23 protein-coding genes are annotated in these 24,263 nt (G+C 71.2%); 8 read left to right on the top strand and 15 right to left on the bottom strand.

Annotated features, from left to right (window positions below; all coding sequences use genetic code 11):
• Window positions 1-35 precede the first annotated feature (35 nt).
• The 3 genes from AC1DU4_RS14715 to AC1DU4_RS14725 form a co-directional block, all read right to left on the bottom strand.
• A complete protein-coding gene (locus tag AC1DU4_RS14715; RefSeq protein WP_477840998.1) occupies window positions 36-710 on the bottom strand; it encodes a PhzF family phenazine biosynthesis protein in 675 nt (224 codons plus the stop codon).
• Window positions 711-814: 104 nt separating this feature from the next.
• A complete protein-coding gene (ahpD, locus tag AC1DU4_RS14720) occupies window positions 815-1,342 on the bottom strand; it encodes an alkylhydroperoxidase, AhpD family (RefSeq protein ID WP_072844028.1) in 528 nt (175 codons plus the stop codon).
• Between the two features lie 2 nt (window positions 1,343-1,344).
• Window positions 1,345-1,932: a peroxiredoxin gene (locus AC1DU4_RS14725; protein ID WP_072844027.1), complete on the bottom strand. Its 588-nt coding sequence runs from the start codon at window positions 1,930-1,932 to the stop codon at window positions 1,345-1,347.
• Window positions 1,933-2,160: 228 nt separating this feature from the next.
• Here AC1DU4_RS14725 and AC1DU4_RS14730 point away from each other — a divergent pair, with 228 nt between their 5' ends.
• Complete coding sequence (locus AC1DU4_RS14730; RefSeq protein ID WP_477841001.1) at window positions 2,161-3,081, top strand: LysR substrate-binding domain-containing protein; 921 nt, start codon at window positions 2,161-2,163, stop codon at window positions 3,079-3,081.
• Between the two features lie 89 nt (window positions 3,082-3,170).
• On the opposite strand, the gene AC1DU4_RS14735 is transcribed toward AC1DU4_RS14730, so the two are convergent.
• Complete coding sequence (locus AC1DU4_RS14735; RefSeq protein WP_477841003.1) at window positions 3,171-4,025, bottom strand: LysR substrate-binding domain-containing protein; 855 nt, start codon at window positions 4,023-4,025, stop codon at window positions 3,171-3,173.
• Window positions 4,026-4,109: 84 nt separating this feature from the next.
• Between AC1DU4_RS14735 and AC1DU4_RS14740 the strand changes: the two genes are divergently transcribed.
• Together AC1DU4_RS14740 and AC1DU4_RS14745 are read left to right on the top strand one after the other, a co-directional pair.
• Entirely contained in the window at window positions 4,110-4,547 is a 438-nt protein-coding gene (locus AC1DU4_RS14740) for a DUF5997 family protein (RefSeq protein ID WP_477841005.1), read from the top strand.
• A 313-nt stretch (window positions 4,548-4,860) separates the two neighbouring features.
• On the top strand, window positions 4,861-5,040 hold the full coding sequence (locus AC1DU4_RS14745; RefSeq protein WP_477841007.1) for a hypothetical protein: 180 nt from the start codon (window positions 4,861-4,863) through the stop codon (window positions 5,038-5,040).
• Between the two features lie 70 nt (window positions 5,041-5,110).
• Here AC1DU4_RS14745 and AC1DU4_RS14750 read toward each other — a convergent pair whose 3' ends face one another.
• The 3 genes from AC1DU4_RS14750 to AC1DU4_RS14760 form a co-directional block, all read right to left on the bottom strand.
• Entirely contained in the window at window positions 5,111-7,615 is a 2,505-nt protein-coding gene (locus AC1DU4_RS14750; RefSeq protein WP_477841008.1) for a DEAD/DEAH box helicase, read from the bottom strand.
• A 23-nt stretch (window positions 7,616-7,638) separates the two neighbouring features.
• Window positions 7,639-8,676, bottom strand: coding sequence for an alpha/beta fold hydrolase (locus tag AC1DU4_RS14755; RefSeq protein ID WP_477841010.1), 1,038 nt, complete (start codon window positions 8,674-8,676; stop codon window positions 7,639-7,641).
• A 108-nt stretch (window positions 8,677-8,784) separates the two neighbouring features.
• Complete coding sequence (locus tag AC1DU4_RS14760; protein WP_072844013.1) at window positions 8,785-9,735, bottom strand: proteasome assembly chaperone family protein; 951 nt, start codon at window positions 9,733-9,735, stop codon at window positions 8,785-8,787.
• Window positions 9,736-10,049: 314 nt separating this feature from the next.
• Here AC1DU4_RS14760 and AC1DU4_RS14765 point away from each other — a divergent pair, with 314 nt between their 5' ends.
• Entirely contained in the window at window positions 10,050-10,739 is a 690-nt protein-coding gene (locus AC1DU4_RS14765; protein ID WP_477841013.1) for a sensor domain-containing protein, read from the top strand.
• A gap of 132 nt (window positions 10,740-10,871) precedes the next feature.
• Window positions 10,872-11,993 (top strand): DUF4192 domain-containing protein, encoded by a 1,122-nt coding sequence (locus tag AC1DU4_RS14770; protein ID WP_477841015.1) that lies wholly within the window; start codon window positions 10,872-10,874, stop codon window positions 11,991-11,993.
• Here the strand turns inward: AC1DU4_RS14770 and AC1DU4_RS14775 are convergent.
• The 3 genes from AC1DU4_RS14775 to AC1DU4_RS14785 are packed head-to-tail and all read right to left on the bottom strand — an operon-like array spanning window position 11,986 to window position 14,785.
• Window positions 11,986-13,035: a phosphatidylinositol-specific phospholipase C gene (locus AC1DU4_RS14775; RefSeq protein WP_477841017.1), complete on the bottom strand. Its 1,050-nt coding sequence runs from the start codon at window positions 13,033-13,035 to the stop codon at window positions 11,986-11,988. The two genes, AC1DU4_RS14770 and AC1DU4_RS14775, sit on opposite strands and share 8 nt — an antisense overlap.
• Before the next feature lie 58 nt (window positions 13,036-13,093).
• Window positions 13,094-14,092 carry a UDP-glucose 4-epimerase GalE gene (galE, locus tag AC1DU4_RS14780; protein WP_477841019.1) on the bottom strand — a complete coding sequence of 333 codons (999 nt, stop codon included), beginning with the start codon at window positions 14,090-14,092 and terminating at the stop codon, window positions 13,094-13,096.
• 6 nt (window positions 14,093-14,098) lie between these two features.
• Entirely contained in the window at window positions 14,099-14,785 is a 687-nt protein-coding gene (locus AC1DU4_RS14785; protein WP_072844246.1) for an iron-dependent transcriptional repressor DtxR, read from the bottom strand.
• A 166-nt stretch (window positions 14,786-14,951) separates the two neighbouring features.
• Between AC1DU4_RS14785 and AC1DU4_RS14790 the strand changes: the two genes are divergently transcribed.
• Together AC1DU4_RS14790 and AC1DU4_RS14795 are read left to right on the top strand one after the other, a co-directional pair.
• Window positions 14,952-16,238 carry an acetoin utilization protein AcuC gene (locus AC1DU4_RS14790; protein WP_477841021.1) on the top strand — a complete coding sequence of 429 codons (1,287 nt, stop codon included), beginning with the start codon at window positions 14,952-14,954 and terminating at the stop codon, window positions 16,236-16,238.
• Window positions 16,231-18,918 (top strand): bifunctional acetate--CoA ligase family protein/GNAT family N-acetyltransferase, encoded by a 2,688-nt coding sequence (locus AC1DU4_RS14795; protein ID WP_477841023.1) that lies wholly within the window; start codon window positions 16,231-16,233, stop codon window positions 18,916-18,918. Before AC1DU4_RS14790 ends, AC1DU4_RS14795 begins: the two co-directional genes overlap by 8 nt.
• Window positions 18,919-18,945: 27 nt before the next feature.
• On the opposite strand, the gene AC1DU4_RS14800 is transcribed toward AC1DU4_RS14795, so the two are convergent.
• The 4 genes from AC1DU4_RS14800 to AC1DU4_RS14815 all read right to left on the bottom strand — a co-directional run bounded on the left by AC1DU4_RS14800 (window position 18,946) and on the right by AC1DU4_RS14815 (window position 22,678).
• Window positions 18,946-19,500, bottom strand: coding sequence for a universal stress protein (locus AC1DU4_RS14800; protein ID WP_477841025.1), 555 nt, complete (start codon window positions 19,498-19,500; stop codon window positions 18,946-18,948).
• A 127-nt stretch (window positions 19,501-19,627) separates the two neighbouring features.
• Complete coding sequence (locus tag AC1DU4_RS14805) at window positions 19,628-20,599, bottom strand: sigma-70 family RNA polymerase sigma factor (RefSeq protein WP_477841027.1); 972 nt, start codon at window positions 20,597-20,599, stop codon at window positions 19,628-19,630.
• 142 nt (window positions 20,600-20,741) lie between these two features.
• Window positions 20,742-22,247, bottom strand: a complete 1,506-nt coding sequence (locus AC1DU4_RS14810) for a DUF7782 domain-containing protein (protein WP_477841029.1) — start codon at window positions 22,245-22,247, stop codon at window positions 20,742-20,744.
• 56 nt (window positions 22,248-22,303) lie between these two features.
• Entirely contained in the window at window positions 22,304-22,678 is a 375-nt protein-coding gene (locus AC1DU4_RS14815; protein WP_477841031.1) for a DUF3099 domain-containing protein, read from the bottom strand.
• 80 nt (window positions 22,679-22,758) lie between these two features.
• On the opposite strand from AC1DU4_RS14815, the gene AC1DU4_RS14820 reads away from it, so the two are divergent.
• Window positions 22,759-22,995 (top strand): DUF3039 domain-containing protein, encoded by a 237-nt coding sequence (locus AC1DU4_RS14820; RefSeq protein WP_072844000.1) that lies wholly within the window; start codon window positions 22,759-22,761, stop codon window positions 22,993-22,995.
• Here AC1DU4_RS14820 and AC1DU4_RS14825 read toward each other — a convergent pair.
• Window positions 22,968-24,074: a YihY/virulence factor BrkB family protein gene (locus AC1DU4_RS14825; RefSeq protein WP_477841064.1), complete on the bottom strand. Its 1,107-nt coding sequence runs from the start codon at window positions 24,072-24,074 to the stop codon at window positions 22,968-22,970. The two genes, AC1DU4_RS14820 and AC1DU4_RS14825, sit on opposite strands and share 28 nt — an antisense overlap.
• Between the last annotated feature and the right edge of the window lie 189 nt (window positions 24,075-24,263).

A 24,263-nucleotide genomic window follows, 5' to 3' on the forward strand; every position in this document is an offset into this window, starting at 1 on the left:
CTCGTCGTCGCCGCGGCGCGTCCTCTGGCGGCGGATCAGACGGTGAGGGTGCGGTCGGGGTGCACCCGGCCGCCGACCTCGATCCAGCCGTCGGGGGCGTAGACGGTGAAGATCTGCGACCCGCGGCCCTGGGTGATGTGCAGGCTGCGGCGCAGGTGGTCGGTGATCCGGACTGCCGCAGCGCCGGTGGCCTCGTCCTCGGGAACGCCCATGCCCGGGGCGAACATCCGGCTCCGGATCGCGCCCTCGCCGGCCCAGGCCCACACGTAGTGGTGCCCGGTGTCGTAGGCGGCCGCCCGGGCCGTGCGCACGGCCTCGGAGTCTGGCGCGGGGTGCAGCACGAACTCCGGCGCCCAGTCCGCCTTGGCGCGGATCCAGGTCAACCCGTCCGCGAAGCGGGTGGTGACCGGCCCGGCCGGTACCTCGAGCGTCTCGATGTCGTGCCCGCGCTCGCGCAACCACCACGACAGCCCGACCGTGGGGTGTCCCGCGAAGGGCAGTTCGACGGCGGGTGTGTAGATCTGTGCATGCACGGAATCGGCTCCCGGCGTGGGCAGTTCGACGAAGACGGTCTCGCTGAAGCCCAGTTCGGCGGCCAGCGCCTGTCGGCCCGGGGGAGCGACGAGTGCCGCGTCCACAATGCCGAGCGGATTGCCGTGGCGGCCATCGGCGTCGGTGAAAACCCTGACTACCTCAACCTCGATACCCATCGCTAAACGATACCGCCAAACGCAACGTCCGGCCCGGAATGCAACTGTGCGCGGCCTCCTCCCCGTCGGGGTGGAGACCGCGCACAGTCGAGCGGAACCGGAGATCAGGCGAGCGTCTCGCTGGCCACGATGGCCTGGGCGACGCCCTGGACGGTCGCGGCGACCTTGACGGCCTCCCAGACCTGCTCCTTGGTCATGCCCTCCTTGCGGACCACCGCGTCGTGGGCGGCGGTGCAGTCGTGGCAGCCGTTGATGGTCGAGACGGCGAGCGACCACAGCTCGAAGTCGACCTTCTCCACGCCGGGGTTGCCGATGATGTTCATCCGCAGACCCATTCGCACCTGGGCGAACTCGTCACCGAGGAAGCTCTTGGCCCGGTAGGCGACGTTGTTCATGCCCATGATCGAAGCGGCGCCGAGCGCGGCGTTGTAGGCCTCGGCCGACAGGTTGTCGGCAGCCTCCTCCGCGATCTCACGCAGCACGGTCGCCGACTTGCTGGCGGCCGCGCACGCGAGGAAGGTGCCCCAGAGCTGCTGCTCGGTGAGCTCGGTCGAGCGCGCGAGGGAGCCGAGGTTGAGCTTGAGGTCCTTCGCGTACTCGGGCAGCGAGTTCTTGAGGTTCTCGACGCTCATGGTCAGACGCTCTCGGAGAGCAGCTCGCCGACGTTGATGGTCGGGTCGCCCTTCTTCCAGTTGCAGGCGCACAGCTCGTCGGACTGCAGTGCGTCGAGCACGCGCAGCACCTCGTCGACGTTGCGGCCCACGGAGCCGGCGGTGACGGACACGAACTGGATCTCGTTGTTCGGGTCGACGATGAAGGTGGCGCGGTCCGCGACGCCGTCGGCGTTCAGGACGCCGGTGGCCTCGGCCAGCTCACGCTTGAGGTCCGAGAGCATCGGGAAGGGCAGCGTCTTGAGCTCGTCGTGCTGCGCACGCCACTGGAAGTGCACGAACTCGTTGTCGACGGAGGCGCCGAGCACCTGCGCGTCGCGGTCCGCGAACTCCTCGTTGAGCTTGCCGAAGGCGGCGATCTCGGTGGGGCAGACGAAGGTGAAGTCCTTGGGCCAGAAGAACACGATGCGCCACTTGCCGGCGTAGTCGTCGCTGGTCACCTGGGTGAAGTAGTCGTCGGGCTGCTGCGCGTCGACCTTGGACAGGTCACCGCCGATGACAGCCTTGAGGTTGTAAGCCGGGAACTGGTCGCCGATGGTCAGCAGAGCCATGTGTGGTCCTCCTACTTGTGCGGGGCCACGGCGCGGTCGGCGCCGTGACTTCATCTCGGGCATGCGGCAGTACACCTGGCTGCGCCGGGGTCGGCGCACTGGTGCGGTCGGTGTACTGGTGGTTTCACCCGAGTGAGCCGCGGTGTTCTGCGCTCAACTCGGTATGACTCCATAGTGCCCGAAGCTATGCAAAAGGTAAAGGCGATAGGTGTCACTACACTGATAGGCATGGCTGATCAGACTTATCAACCCACACTGTCGCAGCTGCGTGCCTTCGTCGCGGTCGCCGAGTATCGCCACTTCGGCACCGCCGCAGCGCGTTTGGGTGTGAGTCAACCCACACTCTCGCAGGCGCTGGCGGCGCTGGAGAACGGCCTCGGCGTGCAGTTGATCGAGCGCAGCACCCGGCGCGTGCTGGTGACGCCGGCCGGCTCGCAGCTGCTCGCGCAGGCGAAGGTGATCCTGGAGGCGGCCGACGGATTCGTCGCGGCGGCCGCGGGTGTGGGGGAGGCGCTGACCGGGCCGCTGCGGATCGGGCTGATCCCGACGGTCGCGCCGTACGTGTTGCCCGTGCTGCTGCCGGCGCTGCGTGATCAGTTGCCCTCGGTGCGGCCGTTCGTGGTCGAGGACCAGACCGCCCGGCTGCTCGACTCGCTGCGCGTCGGGGTGCTCGACGTGGCGGTGCTGGCCCTGCCGTCCGAGGCGCCGGGGATGGTCGAGATCCCGGTCTACCAAGAGGATTTCGTGATGGTCGTGCCGGCGGGGCATGCGCTGGCCGGGCGAACGGACCTGCCGATCGACGTGCTCGACGAGCTGCCGCTGCTGCTCCTCGACGAGGGGCACTGCCTGCGCGACCAGACCCTGGACCTGTGCCGCTCGGTGGACGCCCGGCCGGTCTCCGGCGACACCCGCGCCACCTCGCTGACCACCGTGGTGCAGTGTGTCGCAGGCGGTCTCGGCGTGACCCTGGTTCCGGACTCGGCGGTCGCGGTCGAGACCGGCCGCGGCGACCTGGCCACCGCGCGGTTCGCGGCACCGGCGCCGGGCCGGGCGATCGGGCTGGTCTTCCGGGCGTCGAGCGGTCGCGCCGACGCCTACCGGGCGCTGGCGGAGCTGGTGACCTCGGTGGCGCCCAAGGGAACTCGGTAGCGAGCCCGGCTTCCGCTCATGAACGGGCGGCTACCGGGTGGGTTACCCGGCGGTTGTCCCGGTAACCGCCCGTTCGTGTGCGTTGTGTGTCAGCGGCGGCCGCGGCCGCCCGACCCCTTGCCGCTGCGCTTGCTCGCCGCGGCCTTGCCCGCCGTGCCCTTGGCCGGCGCACCCTTGGCACCCGACTTGCCGGCCGATCCCTTGGCCGATCCCTTGGGTGAAGCCTTGCCGGACGGCAACTTTCCCGCCGCAGCCTTCGCGGCGGCCTTGTCCGCCGTCTTCTCCGACGCCTTGCGCTTCGGCGCGGGACCGGTCTCGGCGGCGGCRCGGCCACGGGAGCTGTTCGCGGTGCGCCCCCGCACGATGCCGATGAACTCCTCGACCAGGTCGGTGGTGGCGTCCTCCGGCCAGGCCAACGCGATCGGCGACTCGGGTGCCCCGGTCACCGGGCGGTACGTCAGGTCCTTGCGGTGGTGCAGCCGGGCCAGCGACTGGGGCACCACCACCACGCCGATCCCGGCGGCCACCAGTTCGACGGCATCTTCGGTGGTCTCGGGACGCTGGGCGGCCCGCTCGCCGGGCAGTGCGTCCCACTCGAGCAGGTCGTCGAGCGGGTGCAGCACGATCTCCCCGGCCAGGTCCTCGACGCCGATCTCGTCGACCGCGGAGATGACGTGGTCCTTCGGGATCACGACCACCGGCGTCTCGGCGTAGAGCCGGATGACGCTCAGCGGCCGCGGGCCCTCGCGGTCGACGGGCAGGCGCACCAGTGCGGCGTCGACGGTGTCGTCCCGCAGCGCGCCGGCCACCTCGAGCGCGGGCAGGCTCACCAGTTCGAGTCGGACGTCGGGGAGGCGTTCGGCCCAGATTCGCATCCACTTGGTGGGGGTGACACCGGCGACGTACGCCAGCCGGAAGGAGGGCGACGGCGCCGGATCGGTCATTGGGTCAGGCTACCGGTGCGCGCCGCGGCCCACGACCGGCGCACCGAGGGGGCCGTCGTCGCGGCCGCTCGTTACCCTTGACCCATGACGTCGCACAAGAGCGCCCAGAACATGAAGCCCGCAAYCGCGGCAAAGAAGCTGGGCGTGTACCTCGAGGCCACCCCCGCCGAGTTCCAGGCGGGTCCGGTCACGCGCGACGAACTCGCCGCACTGCAGGCCGACCCCCCGGCGTGGCTCGTCGAACTGCGTGCCGTCGGCCCGCACCCGCGGCCCGTGGTCGCGGCCAAGCTCGGGGTCTCCATCGCGGGCCTGTCCCGCGGAGGCGTCGAGGAGGCGCTGACCACCGAGCAGATCGATGCCCTGCTCGCGGATCAGCCGGACTGGCTGCAGGCCGAGCGCGCCTCGCTGGTGGAGGTCCGCAAGGACGAGAAGCGGATCAAGGAGCAGCAGGCGGCCCGTCGCGAGCAGTCCAACCGCCGCGAGCGGCACGCCAAGCCGATCATGCACCCGGCCGACAAGTAGGCGCGGTAGCCGGACAGCAGAGACGAAGGCAGCGGCCGGGCATGGTGCCCGGCCGCTGTTTTTGTGTGGGCACGATTCCCGATCCGGGCGGCCAACGGGCTGCCCCTACACCTCCGGCGATTGACGGGCACCCCACCCCAGGGTGAAAAGACCCCTACCCTTGGGCTGGAAATCCCTATACCATGGCTGCACCGTTCCGGTGCGCGAATCGGCGTAATCAGGTGCGGACCCCCGCAAGGCAGCCGGAAGGTGCCGGTCAAGAGCGCTGGTGCCACGCGTTCAGGGCTGCCGTGAACGTAAGGATCGACCCACTGTGACGACCTCCGCCAAGTCATCCACCCGCCGCTTCGTCGCCAAGGTCGCGCTGACCGGTGCGCTCGCCGTGCTGCCCCTCGGACTTGCCGTGGGACCGGCCTTCGCCGGCACGCATGCGGGTAGCTGCAACTTCGACGGCAACGTGAAGTGGGTCAAGGACTGCCCCGACACGAAGTAGCCGGCCAGGCGCCATGCGGCCCCGTCTGCGACGGGGCCGCCCCGGTGGGCGGCCCGCAAGGGCTGCCCACTCAGCCCTCGATCACCTCGAACTCGTCGAAGACCACCTCGCCCGCGGCGTCCGACTCCGCGAGGTTCACCTCGCCGACCAGCGCCCAGCCGTGGTCGCCCGCCGGGTCGGCCAGCGTCTGACGCACCCGCCACAGCTCCGGCTCGACGGAGACGGTGAACAGCTGCGGTCCGCGCGCGTCCGGGCCGGTGCCGATCTCGTCGTACTCCTCGAAGTACAGCTCCATCAGGTCCGACCAGTCCTCGGCCTCGAGCCCGTCGCCCAGCTCGGCGAGCAGGTCCCAGCGCTTGCGCGCGGCCAGCGAGACCCGCTTGAACATCGCGTTGCGGATCATCACCTTGAACGCGCGGGTGTTCGCCGAGACCGGCCGCGGGATGTCCGCGCCGAACGCGATCTGCTGATCGTCGGCCTCGACGCCCGGGTTGGTCAGCTGCTCCCACTCGTCGAGCAGCGACGAGTCCACCTGACGGATCAGCTCGCCGAGCCACTCCGTGATGTCCTCGAGCTCCTCGGTCCGCGCCGAGTCCGGCACCGTCTGCCGCAGGGCCCGGTACGCGTCGGCCAGGTACCGCAGCACCAGCCCCTCGGAGCGGGTCAGGCCGTAGTGGCTCACCAGTTCGGCGAACGTCATCGACTTCTCCACCATGTCCCGGACCACGGACTTGGGGGAGAGGGCGAACTCCGAGACCCAGGGGTGCCCGCCGCGGTACATCTCGAACGCGGGGAAGAGCAGGTCCGCCAGCGGCTTCGGCCAGGTGACCTCCTCGAGCAGCTCCATCCGCTCGTCGTACTCGATGCCGTCGGCCTTCATCTGCGCGACCGCCTCGCCCCGGGCCTGGTGCTGCTGGCCCATCAGGATCTGACGCGGGTCGTCGAGCGTCGACTCGATCACCGAGACCACGTCGAGCGCGTAGGTCGGCGCCTCCACGTCCAGCAACTCGATCGCCGCCAGCGCGAAGGGCGAGAGCGGCTGGTTGAGCGCGAAGTCGCGCTGCAGGTCCACCGTCAGCCGGGCCATCGAGCCGTCCGCGTCCGGTGCGTCGAGCTGCTCGACGATGCCGGCCTGCAGCAGCCCCCGGTACAGCGCGATGGCCCGCAGGATGTGCTTGCGTTGCTGCGCGCGCGTCTCGTGGCTGTCCTCGAGCAGGTGCCGCATCGCGTCGAAACAGTTGCCGGGGCGCGCGATCACGTTGAGCAGCATCGAGTTCGACACCTGGAAGCGCGACGTCAGCTGTTCCGGCGACGCCGACACGAGCCGCTCGAAGGTCGGCTCGCCCCAGGAGACGAAGCCCTCCGGCGCCTTCTTGCGCTGGATCTTCTTCAGCTTCTTCGGGTCGTCGCCGGCCTTGGCGACCATCCGGTAGTTCTCGATGTCGTGCTCGGGTGCCTGCACGACCACGGTGCCCATGGTGTCGTACCCGGCCCGGCCGGCCCGGCCGGCGATCTGGTGGAACTCGCGGGCCCGCAGGTGGCGGGTGCGGGTGCCGTCGTACTTGGTGAGCCCGGTCAGCAGCACCGTGCGGATCGGCACGTTGATGCCGACGCCGAGGGTGTCGGTGCCGCAGATGACCTTGAGCAGCCCGTCCTGTGCCAGTTTCTCGACCAGCCGCCGGTACTTCGGCAGCATGCCCGCGTGGTGGACGCCGATACCGTGACGGACCAAGCGGGACAACGTCTTACCGAAGCCGGTGGTGAACCGGAAGGAGCCGATGGCCTCCGCGATGGCGTCCTTCTCGGCGCGGGAGCTGAAGTTCACACTGGTCAGCGCCTGCGCGCGCTCGAGCGCCGCGGCCTGGGTGAAGTGCACCACGTACACCGGCGCCTGGTTGGTGGTGGCGAGCTCCTCGATGGTCTCGCCGACGGGGGTGCGCGCGTACGAGAAGGTCAGCGGCACGGGACGTTCGGTGCCGCCGACCACGGTGGTGGGCCGACCCGTCCGGCGGGTGAGGTCCTCCTGGAAGAACGAGACGTCGCCGAGGGTCGCGGACATCAGCAGGAACTGCGCGTTCGGCAGCTCGATCAGCGGAACCTGCCAGGCCCAGCCGCGGTCCGGTTCCGAGTAGTAGTGGAACTCGTCCATCACCACCTGGCCGATGTCGGCACCGGCGCCCTGGCGTAGCGCCAGGTTCGCGACGATCTCCGCGGTCGCGCAGATGATCGGTGCCGACGAGTTCACCGCCGCGTCACCGGTCATCATGCCGACGTTCTCCGCGCCGAACACCTCGCAGAGGGCGAAGAACTTCTCGCTGACCAGCGCCTTGATCGGCGCGGTGTAGAAGGTGCGACGTCCCGCGGCGAGGGCGGCGAAGTGCGCGCCGATCGCGACCATCGACTTCCCGGACCCGGTGGGGGTGGACAGGATGACGTTGGCGCCGGAGACCACCTCGATCAGCGACTCCTCCTGCGCGGCGTAGAGGGTCAGGCCCTGGCCCGTCGCCCACTCGGAGAAGGCGTCGAAGAGGGAGTCGGCGTCGGGGCTGGCGGGGACGAGGTCGGTGAGGAGCACCGATACAGGCTATGCGGTCGCGCTCAGGTGGCGTTGCGCTCGTCCGCCCCCATGGCGCCGAGCACCGCCTCGCGGGTCGACGTCGACCCGGTGATGTGGGCCTCGCCGACGCCCGCGATCAGCGTCTGCCGCCACGCCTCGACGTCCAACTCGTGCGGCCGGGTGGACTCGATGAACTCCTCGATCACCCGCAGGAAGCGAATCGGGTCGTCGTGGAACGGGAAGTGCCCGCTGCCGGCGAAGATCTCCAGCCGCGACTCCGGCAGCGCCGAGTGCGCCAGGTACGCATGGGTGACCGGGATGACGGAGTCGACGTCGCCCCAGATGATCTGCACCGGGAGCTGCCCCGTGAGGTAACACCGGTCGAGCATCGTGACCACCTGGCCACGCCAGTCCACCACGGCGCGCAGCGTCCGCAGGAACGCCTCGCGGGCGGTGGGGTCGGGCAGGTCACTGAGGACGCGGACGAGGTCGGGCGCGTCGTGGAAGACGGCCACGGACTTGAACGGTCCCCGGTAGAGCTGGTCGGCGACCTTGCCGAGCACGCTCAGCGCGGTCGTGCAGCCGGGCACCTGCAGCAGACTCAGGGCCGCGCCCGCCACCGGCACGGACGCGAACCGCAGGGCGGGGTTGACGTCCTTGGTGACGCCGCCCGGCGCGACCACCACGAGTCGCTCGACCATCTGCGGGAACTGGTAGGCGAACTGCAGGGCGACGCCGCCGCCCAGTGAGTGCCCGATCACTGTGGCCCGCTCGATGCCCAGCACGGTGAGCAGGTCCCGCATGCCGTTGGCGTAGGCCGCGATCGAGTAGTCGGCGCGCGGCTTGTCGGAGCGGCCGTGACCGAGCAGGTCCGGGGCGATGACGGTGAAGTTCTTCGCCAGGTGCGGAATCACCTCGTTCCAGGTGGACGAGTTGTCCCCGATCCCGTGGATCAGCAGCAGCGCCGGCCCGGAACCGGCGATCCGGAATGCGCGCCGGTACCCGTGGATGGTCCGGAACACCAGGCGGGGTTCGGTATCCGGCACGGTGCGCAGGGCGCGGTCTCGGCGTGCACTCATTCTCGTCTCCTGTCGCCGGGCCGATCCGGCTGTCCCCGGTCGGCCCCCGAATACCTGGACGATCGTACGGTTAGCGCCCCCGACCCGCTCCCCGAACAGTGAAACGCGTTACATTTTCGGCTCGTCCGAGTCGGGGTTGTCGCCGAGTCCGGCCTGCTCGGCGAGGAATCGCTCGAACTCGGCGCCGAGCTCGTCGCCGCTCGGCAGGTCGCCGTCCGTGGCCAGGAGGCTGGACTGCTGCTCCTGTGCGGCCACGTAGGTGTCGTACTGGCGCTCCAGTGCGTGCACCACGGACTGGACCTCCTCGTTGCCGGTGATCTGCGCGTCGACCTGCTCGCGGACCCGCGCCGCGGCCTCGCCCAGCGCGGCCAGCGGGAGCTCCAGGTCGCCGGTCTCGCAGAGGTTCTCGAGCAGCGTCTCGGCGGCGGCCGGATAGTCGGTCTGCGCGAGGTAGTGCGGCACGTGCACCGAGTAGCCCAGCGACTCGTGGCCGTGCTGCGCCATCCGCAGTTCGAGCAGCGAGGAGGCGCTGCCGGGGATCTGCAGCTCGCCGGCCCAGCTCTGGTTCTCGCCGATCAGGTCCTTGTTGGTGGAGTGCGCGGTCACGCCGAGGGGCCGGGTGTGCGGGATCGCCATCGGGATCGCGCCGAGGCCGATGGTCCGCCGCACCCCGAGCTGCTCGGCGAGCAGCCGGACGGCGGTGGTGAACCGCTCCCACTTCAGGTCCGGCTCCAGGCCCGCAAGCAGCAGGAACGGCGTGCCGGCGGTGTCCTTGAGTGCGTAGAGGTTCAGCTGCGGCTCGTCGTAGTCGGAGAAGTGGTCCGCCTTGAACGTCATGGTGGGCCGACGCGACCGGTAGTCGATCAGCTCGTCCACCGCGAACGAGGCGACCAGTTCCGACTCGAGGCTCTCGCGCAGGTGGGTGGTCGCGATCTTCACCGCGTGCCCGGCATCGGAAAAGCCCTCGAGGCCGTGGACCAGCACCGGGCCGCGCCCGTCCCCGGGCATGACCTGAGGCGCCGGGAATTCGAGCTCATACATTCTCGACTGATCGTCCATCGTGACCCCTTCGCTTCTTCGTTCCCTATCAGTGTCCCTCACGAGGCGCCGATGTGCTCACACCCGTCTGTCGGTGGAAAGCATCCAGGCAGCGCGTTCATTCCCGGGCGAAAGGGGATTGCGCTCACAGCGAAACGGGCGGTTTCGGGTGTGGCGCGGCCGCGACGCGGGACCGGCCTGTGCGACTGGCCGGGGCCGGGGTGGCAGAGTGGTCGGTGTCGGCTCCTGACGGCGCCGGCCAACGCCCGAACCGCTGTTCACCGCGTAACCCGGTGTCTCGTACCGCGGTGCCACTGCATCCTGGAGGATCGAAGTTGACTCGCCGCATCCTGGTCGCCGGTCTCGCCGCCGCCTCCCTGGCCCTCGCCGGGTGTTCGTCGACCGTGGCGGGCGTCGCCGCGCCCGCCCCGGAGACGGGCGACTCGGCCACCATCGACGCCTCGCTCGGTTCGATGTTGTTGACGCCGAACGACTTCCCGGCCCCGTACGAGGCCATCGTGCTGCCGTCGCAGGCGGTGGCCCAGGCCGCGGCCGACCTCAGCGGCATCCCGGCCGGCGCGAAGGTGGACCCGGCGGGGTGCAAGCCGCCGAACCAGGACTACAGCGCGGACGGCACCGCGATGATCGTGGGCACCGACAACGCGAACCGGGCCACCATCTCCGTCGAGCTGGTGCGGACCGCGACCCCGCTCTCCGTTCGCGAGAAGGAGATCGGCAACTGTCTCGAGGTGACCACCACCAAGAACGGGGCCACCGCGACGGTGAAGACCGCGATCGTGCCCGCGCCTCCACTGAACGCGGACGACACGTTGGCGCTGCGGCAGACGGTGACCTCCGGCGCCGGGGCCGAGACGGTCACACAGTCGACGCTCTCGCTGATCGCGCAGGTCAGGGACGTGCGGGTGTCGGCGACGTTCATGTCGTTCGGTGCCGGGGTGCCCGACTCCGCGACCCTGGACCAGGTGTTCACCGAGGCCGTGGCGCGGGTCAACGCCGAGGCCTGACAGGGCAGGAGGCCCGGCGGCGGGCCCGTCCTGCCCAACCCGCCTGTGGATGGCTGTCCGTTCATCCACAGGGCAACTGAAAGCCCAGGTCGCGGCCCACGTCGGAGCCGGCGGCCGGTGCAGGGTTCGGGCATGGCAACCATGCACCCGAACCCGCTCCCCGAGATGCCCGGCTCGGTCCGGATCACGGACCCCGGCGACCTGATCGCGGCAATCCCGGCGATGCTCGGATTCTGTCCGGAACGCTCGCTGGTGGTGATCGGCTTCGCCGCGGTGGGCGACCGCGGCCGCTGCGCAGTGCGGGCCGTGATGCGTCACGACCTGCCCGACGGCGGGATCGACCCGCCCGATCTCGAACCCCTGTACCGGATCGCCGGGGTGTGTGGGCGCGAGGACTTCGAGTTCGCCGTGGCGGTGGTGATCGACGAGGACGACTCGGCCGGAGCCCGCCGGATGCACGCGTACCTGCTCGAGGTGTTGTGGGACTTCCTCGCCGAGCGCGGCGTCCCGTTGCGGGAGTCCTTCGAGCTGGCGGCGCTGGAGGCGGGCGCGCCGTGGTGCGGACGACGCGGCGGCGACGGCGGCGGCGGGGTGCTGCCGGATCCCGGGGCGTCCCAACTGGCCGCGACCCTCGTGTTCGAGGGCCGTGTCATCCACCCCACTCGCGAGGACCTGGCGGACGTGCTGCGCCCGGACGGCGAGGACGGTCGGCGGCGGTTGGCGCTGCTGCTCGCCCGGGCCCGTGCGGATTCGGAGCCGATCCCGCCGCCGGGTGCGGCCGCGGGATCGCCCGCCGGCGAGGTGCCCGACGAACTTGCCCGCGTGCTGCTCGAGTCGGTCCTGACCGCGATCGCCCGGGCGGAGTCGGGGGAGGAGTTCGCCGACCGTGACCTGGTGGAGATCGCGCTGGCGCTCGCGGTGCCGACGGTCCGCGACGCCCTGCTGGGGCTGGCTCTGACCGAGGAGGCCGCGGCGGCCGAGCGGATGTGGCTGCGGCTGGCACGGGCGTTGCCGCCGCCGGACTGCGCGGAGGCGGCGACGATGTTCGGGTTCAGTGCCTACGCGCGCGGGGACGGCCCGCTGGCGGGCATCGCGTTGGGGGAGGCGCTCGGCGCGCATCCGGGGCACCGGCTGGCGCGTCTGCTGGACGAGGCCATGCAGCGCGGGGTGCGGCCGGAAGCGGTGACGGACCTTGCCCGGACCGGTCTCGAGGTGGCCGACCGGCTCGGTGTGACGTTGCCGCCGGTCAGCTGAAGTTGTGGGCGATGACGGCCTCGACCAGTGCGGCGGTGGGGAAGTCGGCCATCACGATGCCGGTGCGGCCGGTGGTCCCCGCTTGCAGGTACTCCGTGGCGCGCGAATTCATCCCGGGGTGCCCGGGCGCGCCGGCGGCAATCGTGACGGGCACTGCGCCGGACGCCATCGCAACCGGGTCGGGGACGCCGGTGGCACTGAGGTGGTTGACGAACAGGGTGTCCGGTGCGCCGACATCGGCGCGCTCGAACTGGACCCGGGCCGCGTCCCATTTCTGCGGGAGGTCGGCAAGGTCGCCGAGCGTGTAGTCGTCCTGGATGTCCATGCGCGGACCGGCCCACTGGGGGCCGAAAGGCTTTGTGGCAGTGAAGTTCTGCAAGATGACAAGCTTGCCGCGGGTCTCGCCCAGGGTGGGGAGGGCGCCGTCGTACCCGGCGGAAGGGGTCCACAGGTGAGTGTCGAGCAGGTCCCGGGTGTCCGGGTTGTCGTGGATGTACCAGTCGAGGGTGTCCTCGTAGGTGCGGGTGTTCTCGGCCTCCGTGTGCTCGCTCTTCATCCGCATCAGCACCGTCTCCGTGGGGTGGGCGCGGAGGAAGTCGGTGGCCTGTCGGACCACGTCGGTGAAGTTGGCGTCGAGGTACTCGAGGCCGTGGTGAATCGGAAAGGCGTCCCGGAAGTGCCGGGTGCGGATGTCCAGGGCGCGGACCCCGGCCTCGAGCTGCACCGGCAACGAGCGGTCCTGGGTCTGCGCGAGAACCGATGCGCCCGTGGTCATGGTGTCGTGGGTGCCGGGAATCGAGAGGGTGGCGAGGCTCGCGGAGTCGGGCAGCCCGGCCATCCAGTCCGGGTCGTGGGCGGTGTCGAGTCCGCTGTCCGACCCCGCCGACAGGGTCGACGACCCGGCGGACCCGGCCGGCACGGCGACCGTGGTGGGGGCGCTGACCAGCAGGGACGCCGCGGCGAGGAAGGTGGCCGCGACGAGCGGCATCAGGGTGTGTCTGCGGGCCACTTTTCGGCCGCGGAGCTCGGGGGTCAGCACCATGGTCGGCAGCATGGCATGCAGCGCCGACCCCCGAGGTCCTTTCTGCGAACAGGTGCGCTCAGCCGCGGCGGGCCGAGTGCGAACGGTCTCCGAGCTCTTGCAGGAAAGTCCATGCATCGGAGACGATCTCGTCGAGGTCGGTTCGCTCCGGACGCCACCCGAGCTCGGCCATCGCGCGCTCGCTCGACGCCACGAGCACCGCCGGGTCGCCCGCGCGACGCGGCGCGTCCTCCGCCGCGATCGGCAGCCCGGTCACCCGACGGCATGCCGAGATCACCTCGCGGACACTGAAACCGGCGCCGCTGCCGAGGTTGTAGATGCCGTGCGTGCCGGCGCTCGCCTTCTCCAGCGCGAGCAGGTGCGCCTCAGCCAGGTCGAGGACGTGGATGTAGTCCCGGACCGCGGTGCCGTCCGGTGTCGGCCAGTCCGTGCCGAACACCGAGATCTTGTCTCGCTGCCCGAGCGCCACCTGCAGCACCAGCGGGATGAGATGTGTTTCCACAACCCGGTTTTCGCCCGCTCCGCGGTAGGCCCCCGCAACGTTGAAGTACCGCAGGCTGGTCGCGGCCAGGCCGTACGCCTGGCAGTAGGAGGTGATCGCGTGGTCGATCGCCAGCTTGGTCGCCCCGTACGGGTTGGTCGGGCGGGTCGGGTCCGACTCGGTGATCGGGGAGCGGTCGGGTTCGCCGTACGTCGCCGCGGTGGACGAGAACACCAACCGCGGCGTGCCGGAGACCCGGATCGCCTCCAGCAGCGCGAGAGTGGTGACGACGTTTCCGCGCCAGTACTTCTCGGGCTCGAGCACCGACTCGCCGACCAGGGACTGCGCCGCGAAGTGCAGCACACCGTCGAACCGCGGCCCGTCCGAACCGTCGCCGAGGACCGACGCGGCCACCTCGCCGACGTCGCCCTCGACGAACTCTGCGCCCGCGGGGACCGCGTCCGCGTTGCCGGTCGACAGGTCGTCGACCACCACCACCTCGTGACCGCGCTCGATCAGCACCGTCGCGCACACACTGCCTACGTATCCGGCTCCGCCGGTGACGAGAAGTCGCACTGGCCGCTAGACCTGCTTGACCTGGACTGCGTGTGCCATCTCCTCGGGGAGCTCGACCCCGTCGTGCCCGGGCACCGTGATCGTCACCGAGCCCGGCGTGCGCTCGACGGTGACGCGTGCGTCCGGCACCACGCCGGCCGCGCGCAGCTGCACGATCACGTCGGGATCGGACTGCACGTGCTCGGCGAGCCGGCGGACCACCACGGCGGTCGGCTTGCCCTGCGGCACGTCGGTGAGCCGGATCAGCGTCTCGACGTTGTCCACGGGACGGTCCAGCCCCAGCTGGTCCAGGCCGGGAATCGGGTTGCCGTAGGGCGATGTGGTGGGGTTGTTGAGCACCTTCACCAGGCGCCGCTCGACGTCCTCGCTCATCACGTGCTCCCAGCGGCATGCCTCGGCATGCACCTGGTCCCACTCGAGTCCGATCACGTCCACCAGCAGCCGCTCGGCCAGCCGGTGCTTGCGCATCACGGAGACCGCGAGGTCGCGTCCCCGGTCGGTCAGTTCGAGATGGCGGTCGCCGGCGACCCGCAGCAGCCCGTCGCGCTCCATGCGCGCCACCGTCTGGCTCACGGTCGGGCCACTCTGCTCGAGCCGCTCGGCAATACGCGCCCGCAGCGGAACTACGCCTTCCTCCTCGAGGTCGTAGATCGTCCGGAGGTACATCTCCGTTGTGTCGACAAGATCCTTCACGCTCACGCCCCTTCGTCTGCGCCGATTCTACCTGGCTGTGCCGCACTTTCGGTTCGGCACCGACAGTCGGGGCACCCCCGCGCCGAATACCCCACCAGGTGTGGCGCCCCCGGTCCACCCGACCCGCCGTTCGCGCCCGGTGAGGGTGCGCACGTAGCGTGGATCCATGGCCCTGAATTCCCCTCACCCTCCCGCCACGGATCGGCCGCCGACCGGCGGCGTCGTGGTGTGGAGCCCGGAGTACCTGGACTACCGGTGGAGCGCAGACCACCCGATGAACCCGACCCGGCTGGACCTCACCATGGGGCTCGCGCGCGGGCTCGGCCTGATCGAGGGCGTGGAACTGGTCCGGCCCGCGGCGGCGTTGGACGGTGACCTGATGCGGATCCACACGCCGGCCTACGTCGCCGCGGTCAAGGCTGCCGGCCACGGGACCGTGCAGGGGCTGGCCGACGCCCGGGCCGACGGCGCCGCGGCGCCACACGGGCTCGGCACCGAGGACAACCCGATCTTCCCGCGGATGCACGAGGCGAGCGCGATCCTGGCGGGCGGGTCGCTGGCGGCGGCCAAGGAGATCGCGTCCGGCCGGGCCCGCCGGGCGGTGAGCATCGGCGGCGGCATGCACCACGCGATGCCCGACTACGCCTCCGGGTTCTGCGTCTACAACGACGCGGCGATCGCCATTTCCTGGTTGCTGGAGAACGGATTCGACCGGATCGCCTACATCGACGTCGACGCCCACCACGGCGACGGCGTGCAGCACGCGTTCCTCGGCGACCCTCGGGTGCTGACGATCTCGCTCCACCAGCACCCGGCGACGTTGTGGCCCAACACCGGATGGTCGAGTGAGGTCGGGGCCGGTGCGGGCGAGGGCACCACGGTGAACCTCCCGGTGCTGCCCGGCACGGTGGACTCGGTGTGGCTGAGGGGATTTCACGCGGTGGTCCCGGCCGCGGTGGCCGCGTTCAAGCCGCAGATCGTGATCAGTCAGTGCGGCGTGGACAGCCATCGGGAGGACCCGCTGGCGGACCTGTCGCTGACCGTCGACGGCCAGCGGGCGGCCTTCCGGGCGATGCGGGACCTCGCCGACCGCTACGCCGACGGACGCTGGCTCGCCCTCGGCGGCGGCGGTTACGGGCTGATCCGGGTGGTACCGCGCGCCTGGACGCACCTGATCGCGACTGCGCTCGACCGCGACCTGGACCCGCAGACCGCGGTGCCGGGGTCCTGGCGCGACCGGGTCGCGGGCCTGGCGCCGGAGGTGGCCGCGCCCGAGACGATGAGCGACGGGAGTTCGGGGGACTACCGGCCGTGGGACGGTCCCGGCGGCACCGTCGAGACCGGGGTGGAGAGCGTCGACCGTGCGCTGGTCCGGTTGGACTCGGCCATCATCGCCACCCGGCGGGCAACGTTCCCACTGCTCGGACTCGATCCGGAGGATCCCCGTGACTGACCTGAACGACACCGCCGACGCCACGCCGGCCGCGCACGCGCAGTTCCCGCCGCACTGGGTGGTCGACGTGCTCGCGACCGACGGCGGCGCGGTGCACCTGCGCCCGATCACCCCGGACGACGCCGACCGGCTGATCGCCTTCCACGCCAAGCTTTCCGAGCGGACGCGGTACCTGCGCTACTTCGGGCCGTACCCGACCATGTCCAACCGCGACCTGGTCCGGTTCACCACCGTGGACCACCACAACCGGGTCGCCTTCGTCGCGGTCCTCGGGGACGAGATCATCGCCGTCGGCCGGTACGAGCGGTTGCTCGAGGTCGGCGACGGGAACTCCGCCGAGGTTGCCTTCGTGGTGGCCGACGCGCACCAGGGCCGCGGGCTCGGCTCGATCCTGCTCGAGCACCTGGCGGCGGCCGCCGCCGAGAACGGCCTGACCATGTTCGTCGCCGAGGTGCTGGCCGAGAACCGCAGCATGCTCAGTGTGTTCCGCGAGGCCGGTTACCAGGTGAGCCGCAGCTTCGACGGCGGTGTGCTGCGACTCGAGTTCGCCATCGACCCCACCGAGGCGCTGGTCAACGTGCGCAACGCCCGGGAGCGGTCGGCGGAGGCGCGCAGCGTCCGGAACCTGCTCAGCCCGCAGTCGGTGGCGGTGATCGGCGCGTCCACCGACGACGCGAAGGTGGGCAACGCGGTGCTGCGCAACCTCCTCGGCGCCGGCTTCTCCGGTCCGGTCTACCCGGTCAACGCGGAGCGCCGCTCCGTGCGGGGGGTGCGCGCGTACCCGTCGGTGCGGGACATTCCCGACGACGTCGACCTCGCCGTCGTCGCGGTGCCGGCCGAGGCGATCGACTCGGTGCTCGACGACTGCCTCGCCAAGGGCGTCAAGGCGCTGGTGGTGGTGTCCGCGGGATTCAGCGAGACCGGTCCCGACGGCAGTCAGTCCGAGCGGCGCCTGGTGCACGCGGCGCGCGCACACGGGATGCGACTGGTCGGACCGAACGCGCTGGGCGTCGCGAACACCAGCCCGGCGGTGCGGCTGAACGCGACCCTGGCGCCGGCGCTGCCGCCGGCCGGCCGGGTGGGCTTCTTCTGCCAGTCCGGTGCCCTCGGCATCGCGATCCTCGACGAGGCCGCGCGCCGCCGGCTCGGCCTGTCCACGTTCGTCTCCGCGGGCAACCGCGCCGACGTGTCCGGCAACGACCTGCTGCAGTACTGGGACTCCGACCCGGAGACCGAGGTGGTGCTGCTGTACCTGGAGAGCTTCGGCAACCCGCGCAAGTTCTCCCGGATCGCGCGCCGGGTGGCCCGGAACAAGCCGATCGTGGCGGTGAAGTCCGGTCGGCACGCGGTGCCGCCCGCGTTGGCCGCCACCGGGGTGGAGATCGACGACTCCATCGTGTCCGCGCTGTTCGAGCAGGCCGGCGTGGTTCAGGTCGGGTCCATCGCCCAACTCTTCGACTGCGCCGTGATCTTCGGCTACCAGCCGTTGCCGGCCGGACCCCGGCTGGCGGTGGTCGGAAACTCCACCGCGCTGGGGGTCCTGGCGGCCGACGCGGCCCGCAGCGAGGGGCTCGACGTGCGTGACCCCGTCGACCTGGGTGCCCAGGCGACCCCCGAGGAGTTCGCGGGCGCCGTGACCGCGGCGATCGCCTCCGCGGACGTGGACTCGGTGATCGCGGTGTTCGTGCCGCCGGTGGCGATGGACGCCGAGCCGTACGCGAAGGCGTTGCGTGAGGCCGCATGCGACACCAGCAAGCCGATCGTCTCGACATTCCTTGCCGCCGAGGGTATCCCGGACCTCCTGGCGGTGCGCGGGCCGGACGGAAGCCCGGTGCGCGGCTCGGTGCCGTCCTATCCCGGCCCCGAGCGGGCGGCACTCGCGTTGGCGCGGGCCTGGCGCTACGCGCAGTGGAAGACGCGGCCCGTCTCGAAGGTGGTGCGGCCGGGCGGGATCGACGCCGACCGCGCCGCCCGGCTGGTGGACACCTGGCTCGGCGACGGGGAAGGGCGCTGGCTCAGTGACTTCGAGGCGGCCGAACTGCTCGCCTGCTACGGCGTGCCGGTGATCGAGTTCGCCGCCGCGACAGGCGAGGACGAGGCGGTGGCGGCCGCCGAGGCGCTCGGCTTCCCGGTCGCCGTCAAGGCCACCGGTGAGCAGTGGCGGCACCGACCCGACCTGGGTGGCGTGCGGCTGGACCTGACCACCGCGGACTCCGTCCGCGTCGCGTACCGGGACCTGGCCGCCGCGTCGGGGGAGCCGCTGCTGCACGTGCAGAAGATGGCGACCAAGGGCATCGGCTGCGTGGTCGCGGTCCAGGACGACCCGTCGTTCGGCTCGCTGATCTCGTTCGGACTGGCCGGGGTGATCTCGGACCTGCTGGGCGACCGGGCCTACCGGGTGCTCCCGGTCACCGAGGACGAGGCCGCCGAGCTGATCGACGCGCCCAAGGCCGCGCCGCTGCTCTCCGGTTACCGCAGCGCGCCGACGGTGGACAAGGCGGCTCTGGTGGAACTGGTGCAGCGGATCTCGGCGCTCGGCGACGACCTGCCCGAGGTGCGCGAGCTGGTGTGCGAACCGGTGCTGGCCAGCGCGTCCGGGGCCGTGGTCACCGACGCGCGGGTGCGGATCGGCCCGGAGCCGAGCGGCCGGGTGGACCTGGGGCCCCGCCGGCTCCGATAGCCCGGACGCCCCCGGTCGCGGGCGGGGTCAGGCCGCGTCGGGCACCACGACGACGGTCCGGTGGCCGTGACGGACCAGGCTGCCGGACACCGAGGTGCCGAGGAGTCGTTCGACCCAGGACAGCATGCGGTGGCGGGGACTGCCGACGAGGATCATCGTTGCGTCGTTCTCCCGGGCGACGGTGCGCAGCAGGTTCGCCGGGTCGCCGCGGGCGCAGTGGTAGGTCCACCGCTGCGTGCACGCGGCCATCAGCCGCTCGGTCTCGGCCCGGGCCCGGTCGAGGTGCCCCAGGATCTGTTCGTCGAAGTCCGGCAACTCGGGGTCGACGGGGATGTCCTCGATGTCGACGACGTGCACCACGTCGAGGTGGGCGTTCAGCGACGTGGCGAGCTCGATCGCGTAGGCGAGCGCGCGGTGGCTGGGGCCGTGGTCGTCCAGCCCGACCACCAGGTGCTGGGTGACCGGGCCGTGGCCGAGCAGATGTTCGACGCGGGTGCGGTCCCGCCAGTCACGCACGGGGACCGGCGCGGCCGGGGTCGACGGGACCCCGCTGGGGCGACAGTGCCGGTGGCTGGCGGTCATTGCGCACCTCCGGTGCTCGGCGGTCCAGCACCACCATCATGCTCCGGAGACCGCCCGGGGGCACAGAGCAGAAAGCGGGCCGGCGACGTGAGGGGATCGTCGCCGGCCCGCTGGCCCTGTGCGGAGGTCAGCTCGCGTAGGAGCGCAACCGCTCGGCGCGGTCGCCCTGCCGGAGCTTGCCCATGACCTCGCGCTCGATCTGACGCACCCGCTCGCGGGAGAGGCCGAAGATCTTGCCGATCTGGTCGAGGGTGCGCGGCTGCCCGTCGTCGAGCCCGTAGCGCAGCCGGATGACCTGCTGCTCGCGCTCGTCGAGGGTGCCCAGGACGCTGCGGATGTCGCTGTGCAGCAGGCCCGCGATGACGGCGTTCTCCGCGGACGTCGCCTCGGAGTCCTCGATGAAGTCGCCGAGCGGCGCCTCCTCGTCGCTGCCGACCGGCATGTCGAGGCTGACCGGGTCACGGCTGTGGTCGAGCAGGTCCGCGATCTTCGCGACCGGGATGCCGGACTCGCTCGACAACTCGTCGTCGGTGGCCTCGCGGCCGAGCTGCTGGTGCAGTTCCCRCTTGATCCGGGCCAACTTGTTGACCTGCTCGACCAGGTGCACGGGGAGCCGGATGGTGCGGGACTGGTCGGCCATGCCGCGGGTGATGGCCTGCCGGATCCACCAGGTGGCGTAGGTCGAGAACTTGAAGCCCTTGGCGTAGTCGAACTTCTCCATCGCGCGGATCAGCCCCAGGTTGCCCTCCTGGATCAGGTCCAGCAGCGGCATGCCGCGTCCGGTGTAGCGCTTGGCGAGGGAGACCACCAGGCGCAGGTTGGCCTCGAGCAGGTGGCTTCGTGCCGACTGTCCCTGACGGACAACGGTGGCAAGGTCCCGCTTCTTGGCGGGGGTGAGTCGTTTGCGGGTGTCGAGGACGTGGGCAGCGTACAACCCCGCCTCGATGCGCTTGGCCAACTCGACCTCTTCCGCCGCGGTCAGCAGCGCGGTGCGCCCGATTCCGTTCAGGTACACCCGGACCAGGTCTGCGGCCGGGCTCTGGGCGTCCAGATCCTCGGCGGTGGGCCGCGCTCGTTCGGTGGTGGTGGGGCTCGTCATGGCCTGCCTCCTCATCGGCGTCTCTCATATGGCTCAACGCCGATTTGCCACCCAAAGTTCCCGCGAGACCTGCGTCACAATGTCTCTGACCTGGCGTTACGTGGGGGCGGTCCTGAGAACTTGCTGAGAAGGCGACGATCCGCTAGTTCGCCGGGAACCGGTCGGAGCCCACGCCGTCGGGCAGCACCAGCCCGTGCCGCACCAGGGAGTGGACGAGGGGCGCCGCGGCCGCCGCAAGGTCGGTTGCGTCCTCGCCGTGCGCGGCCGCGAGCAGCTCGACCAGTTCCTCCAACGCCAGACCGCCGGGCTGCATTCCGCCGAGCAACGCCGCCGCCAGGTCGTCCACCTCGTGCTGCCAGTTCGGGCCGTCGCCGCGGTGCACCCGCGCGACCACCTGACGCCAGCCCTCCTCGCCGGGCAGGTACACCCGCTCGAGTGCGGTCGAGTCGGCGACCAGGAACCGGTGCTCGAGCACGTCCCGATCCCGCAGCCACCGCACCCGGTCGAAGTAGCCGAAGGCCTCGTCGCCGAGCGGGTCGGTGTAGCCGTGCCGCAGGTCCTCGGCCATCACGTCGCTGACCTCGTCGGTGCGGCGCAGGTAGACGAACCCGAAACCGATGCCCTCGACGTCGCTCTCCTCGAAGTGCGTCAGCCAGGCGTCGGCCTGGGCGGCGGTGGCCGGGTCACGCGGGTCGAGTCCGGCGTCGCGCATCCAGGTGCCGACGTACAGGGCGGGATCCGCGACGTCGCGTTGCACCACCCAGGCGTCCACGCCGTGCGCGGGCAGCCACGACGCCACGCGGGAGCGCCAGTCCTCGCCGGCGACGTGCACCCACGAGGCCAGCATGGACGCGGTGCCGCCCGGCTCGAGGTGGTCGAGGGTCCGCGAGATCATCAACTCGCTGGCGCCGTCCAGGTCGAGCCCGGAGTCGCGGTAGGTGTGCTCGACGCGGGCCCGGCCGACGACGAACGGCGGGTTGGCGACGATGCGGTCGAACCGGCGTCCCGCCACCGGCTCGTACCAGGACCCGGCGAGCAGGTCGACGTCCACCTCGTTGAGCGCGAACGTCGCCGCCGAGAGGTGGAGGGCCCGCAGGTTCACGTCCGTCGCGGTCACCGACGTGCCGTAGCCGGTGGCGTGCAGCGCCTGGATGCCGCAGCCCGTGCCGATGTCGAGCACCGAGCCGGCCGGGGCCGTGGGAGTGCCGCGCAGCAGCGAGAGCGAGGCGTGCCCGACGCCGAGGACGTGGTCCGGGGCGGTCTGCCGGGGCCGGAGCGCGCCGTCGAGATCGGAGAGCACCCAGCGGTTGCCGGCGCCCAGGTCGAGGGGGCGCAGGTCGAGCGCCGCGCGGACCTCGTCGCCGTCGCGCTCGAGCAGTCCTGCCGCGACCGCGTGGTCGAGGTCGACGGGGGCCAGCGCCGCCGCGACCTCGGTGGCCGGGCAGTCGTCGCCGAGGAGGAACAGTCTGGTCAGGACGCCGAGGCCGCCGGCGTCCCGGGTGGCCCGCCGCACCGGCACCGGCTCGTTGCGTCCGAGTGCGTCGTGGGCCTGCGGGCCCAGCGCGTCGAGCAGCGCGTCGGCGGTGTACTCGGTACGGCGGAGGGCCTCGCGCAGCGGGCCGCAGAGGGAGAGCAGTTCGCGGTTCACCCGCACAGTCTCGCAGGGCCCGGGCCGGTCCCTGCCCGCGCGGACCCGAGGAGCGCTCAGCCCTCGATGGTGTGACGGTTTCCGGGCTCGATCTGTGGCGACGTCGGGGGGCGGTGGTCGTAGCGGCGCGGCTCGTCCGAGCGGCGGGGCGGACGGTCGTTGGCGATCAGCACGGCGATCCACGGCAGGGGGATCGAGGCGCCGATGATCAGCAGGCTGATCCAGCCGTTGTGCCACTCGCCGTAGGCGATCGCGGCGAGTACCAGCGCGGGGATGCGGAAGGCCATCAGGATCGTGTACTTGCGCACCCGGGCGTGCTGCTGGTCCTGGAAGGACTGGGCCGCGTCGGTGATGAGGACCGGATTGCGGGCCGCGTCGTCGCCGCCGTCGCCGTTGTCGGTGGGCCGGAAGAATCCCGAACTGGCTGCCATTACTCCAGCCTCCCACTCCGGCGGCCCCGATGCACTACCGGGTCTCGCCGACCAGGGGGCGAATGCGTCATCATGGTGGGGTGAGCACCCAGACCAAGGAACGTCCCGACACCACCACCGACGAGTCGACCGACGACGACGCGCCCAAGTTCTTCCACTACGTGAAGAAGAACAAGATCGCGGAGAGCGCGGTCATGGGCACCCATGTCGTCGCGCTGTGCGGCGAGGTGTTTCCCGTGACCAAGTCCGCGAAGCCGGGTTCACCGGTGTGCCCGGCCTGCAAGGAGATCTACGAGGGGTTGCGCGCGGGCGACTGAGCCGACTGCGCCGCCACCGCGGCCGGAGGCGGCGGTGGCACCGGGTCTTCCGGTTCGGCGGCCGCCGAACCGGTCCCGGTGGTGCGGTCGGTCCCGGTGGTACGGATCGGGCCGGTCGCCAGCCGCCAGGTGAGGTTGGTCACCGCGCCGGTGACCGCGCCCGTGGAGGTGCCGGGCGGCGCGCTCGCGGCCGCGGCCGCCTGGGCGGCCAACCATTCGCGCATCTGCTCGATCCGGGTGGCGCGGGCGGGCCAGAACTCCTGGATGGTGGCGTTGAACTGTGCGCCGAGCACGACGGCGAACCCCAGGAAGAACGTGAACAGCAGGAAGGCGATCGGCGCGGCCAACGCGCCGTAGGTGTAGCCGGTGCCGGTGATCCAGGTCAGGTACCGGCGCAGCAACGCGCTCGCCGCCATGAAGAACACCCCGGCCAGCAGCGACCCGCCGAGCAGTCGGTGCCAGGGCAGGGACTTGGGCAGCGCGACCTTGTAGAGCGTGGTCAGGCCGGCGATCAGCAGCAGGCCCACCGCCGGGTAGTAGAAGGTGTCGATGGTCTGCGAGCCGACCTCGTACCAGGCCTCGGGCAGTGCCTGGCCGATGAGCGTCGGCCCCAGCGCCACCAACGGCAGCACGAACATCGACACGATGAGAAACATCACGTAGAGCAGCAGCGCGAAGATCCGCTGCCACACCGGGTTGCGGGCGTCCTTCTGCCCGTGCGCCTCCACGATCGAGTCGACGAACGTGGAGATCGCCGACGAGCCCGCCCACAGCGACAGCAGGAAGCCGGCCGAGACCACCTCGGGCCGCCCGCGGCCGAGGACATCGGTGACGGTCGGCCGGATGATCTGGTCGACCACGTTCTCGCTGAACGCGGTGTGGCTGAAGGTGATGATCTTGGACTCGATGATGTCGACGGTGTCCGGGCCGAACCAGCCCCCGACGTAGCCGAGGGTGCCCAGCAGGCCCAGGAGCAGCGGCGGAAGGGACAGCGTCTGCCAGAACGCGGCGGTCGCGGCCTTGCCGAAGATCGAGTCCCCCCACGCCTTGACGGCGGTACGGGCGACGACCATCCACATCAGGCGCAGTGCGCTGCCCTCGGGCGACTCCGTCGCCGCGGGTGCGCCGACCCGCGCGGCCGGCGGTGTGCCGGCGCGCTCTCCCGGGATCGGTTCACTCATGGTGAGTCCAGCATTCCTGACTGCCGGTCGGGGCCGCCGATTGCGGTGGCCGTGTCGGGAAAATTCTGCCACCGCGACACGCGGCGG

The sequence above is a fragment of the Rhodococcus sp. P4_F5 genome, assembly GCF_056401315.1.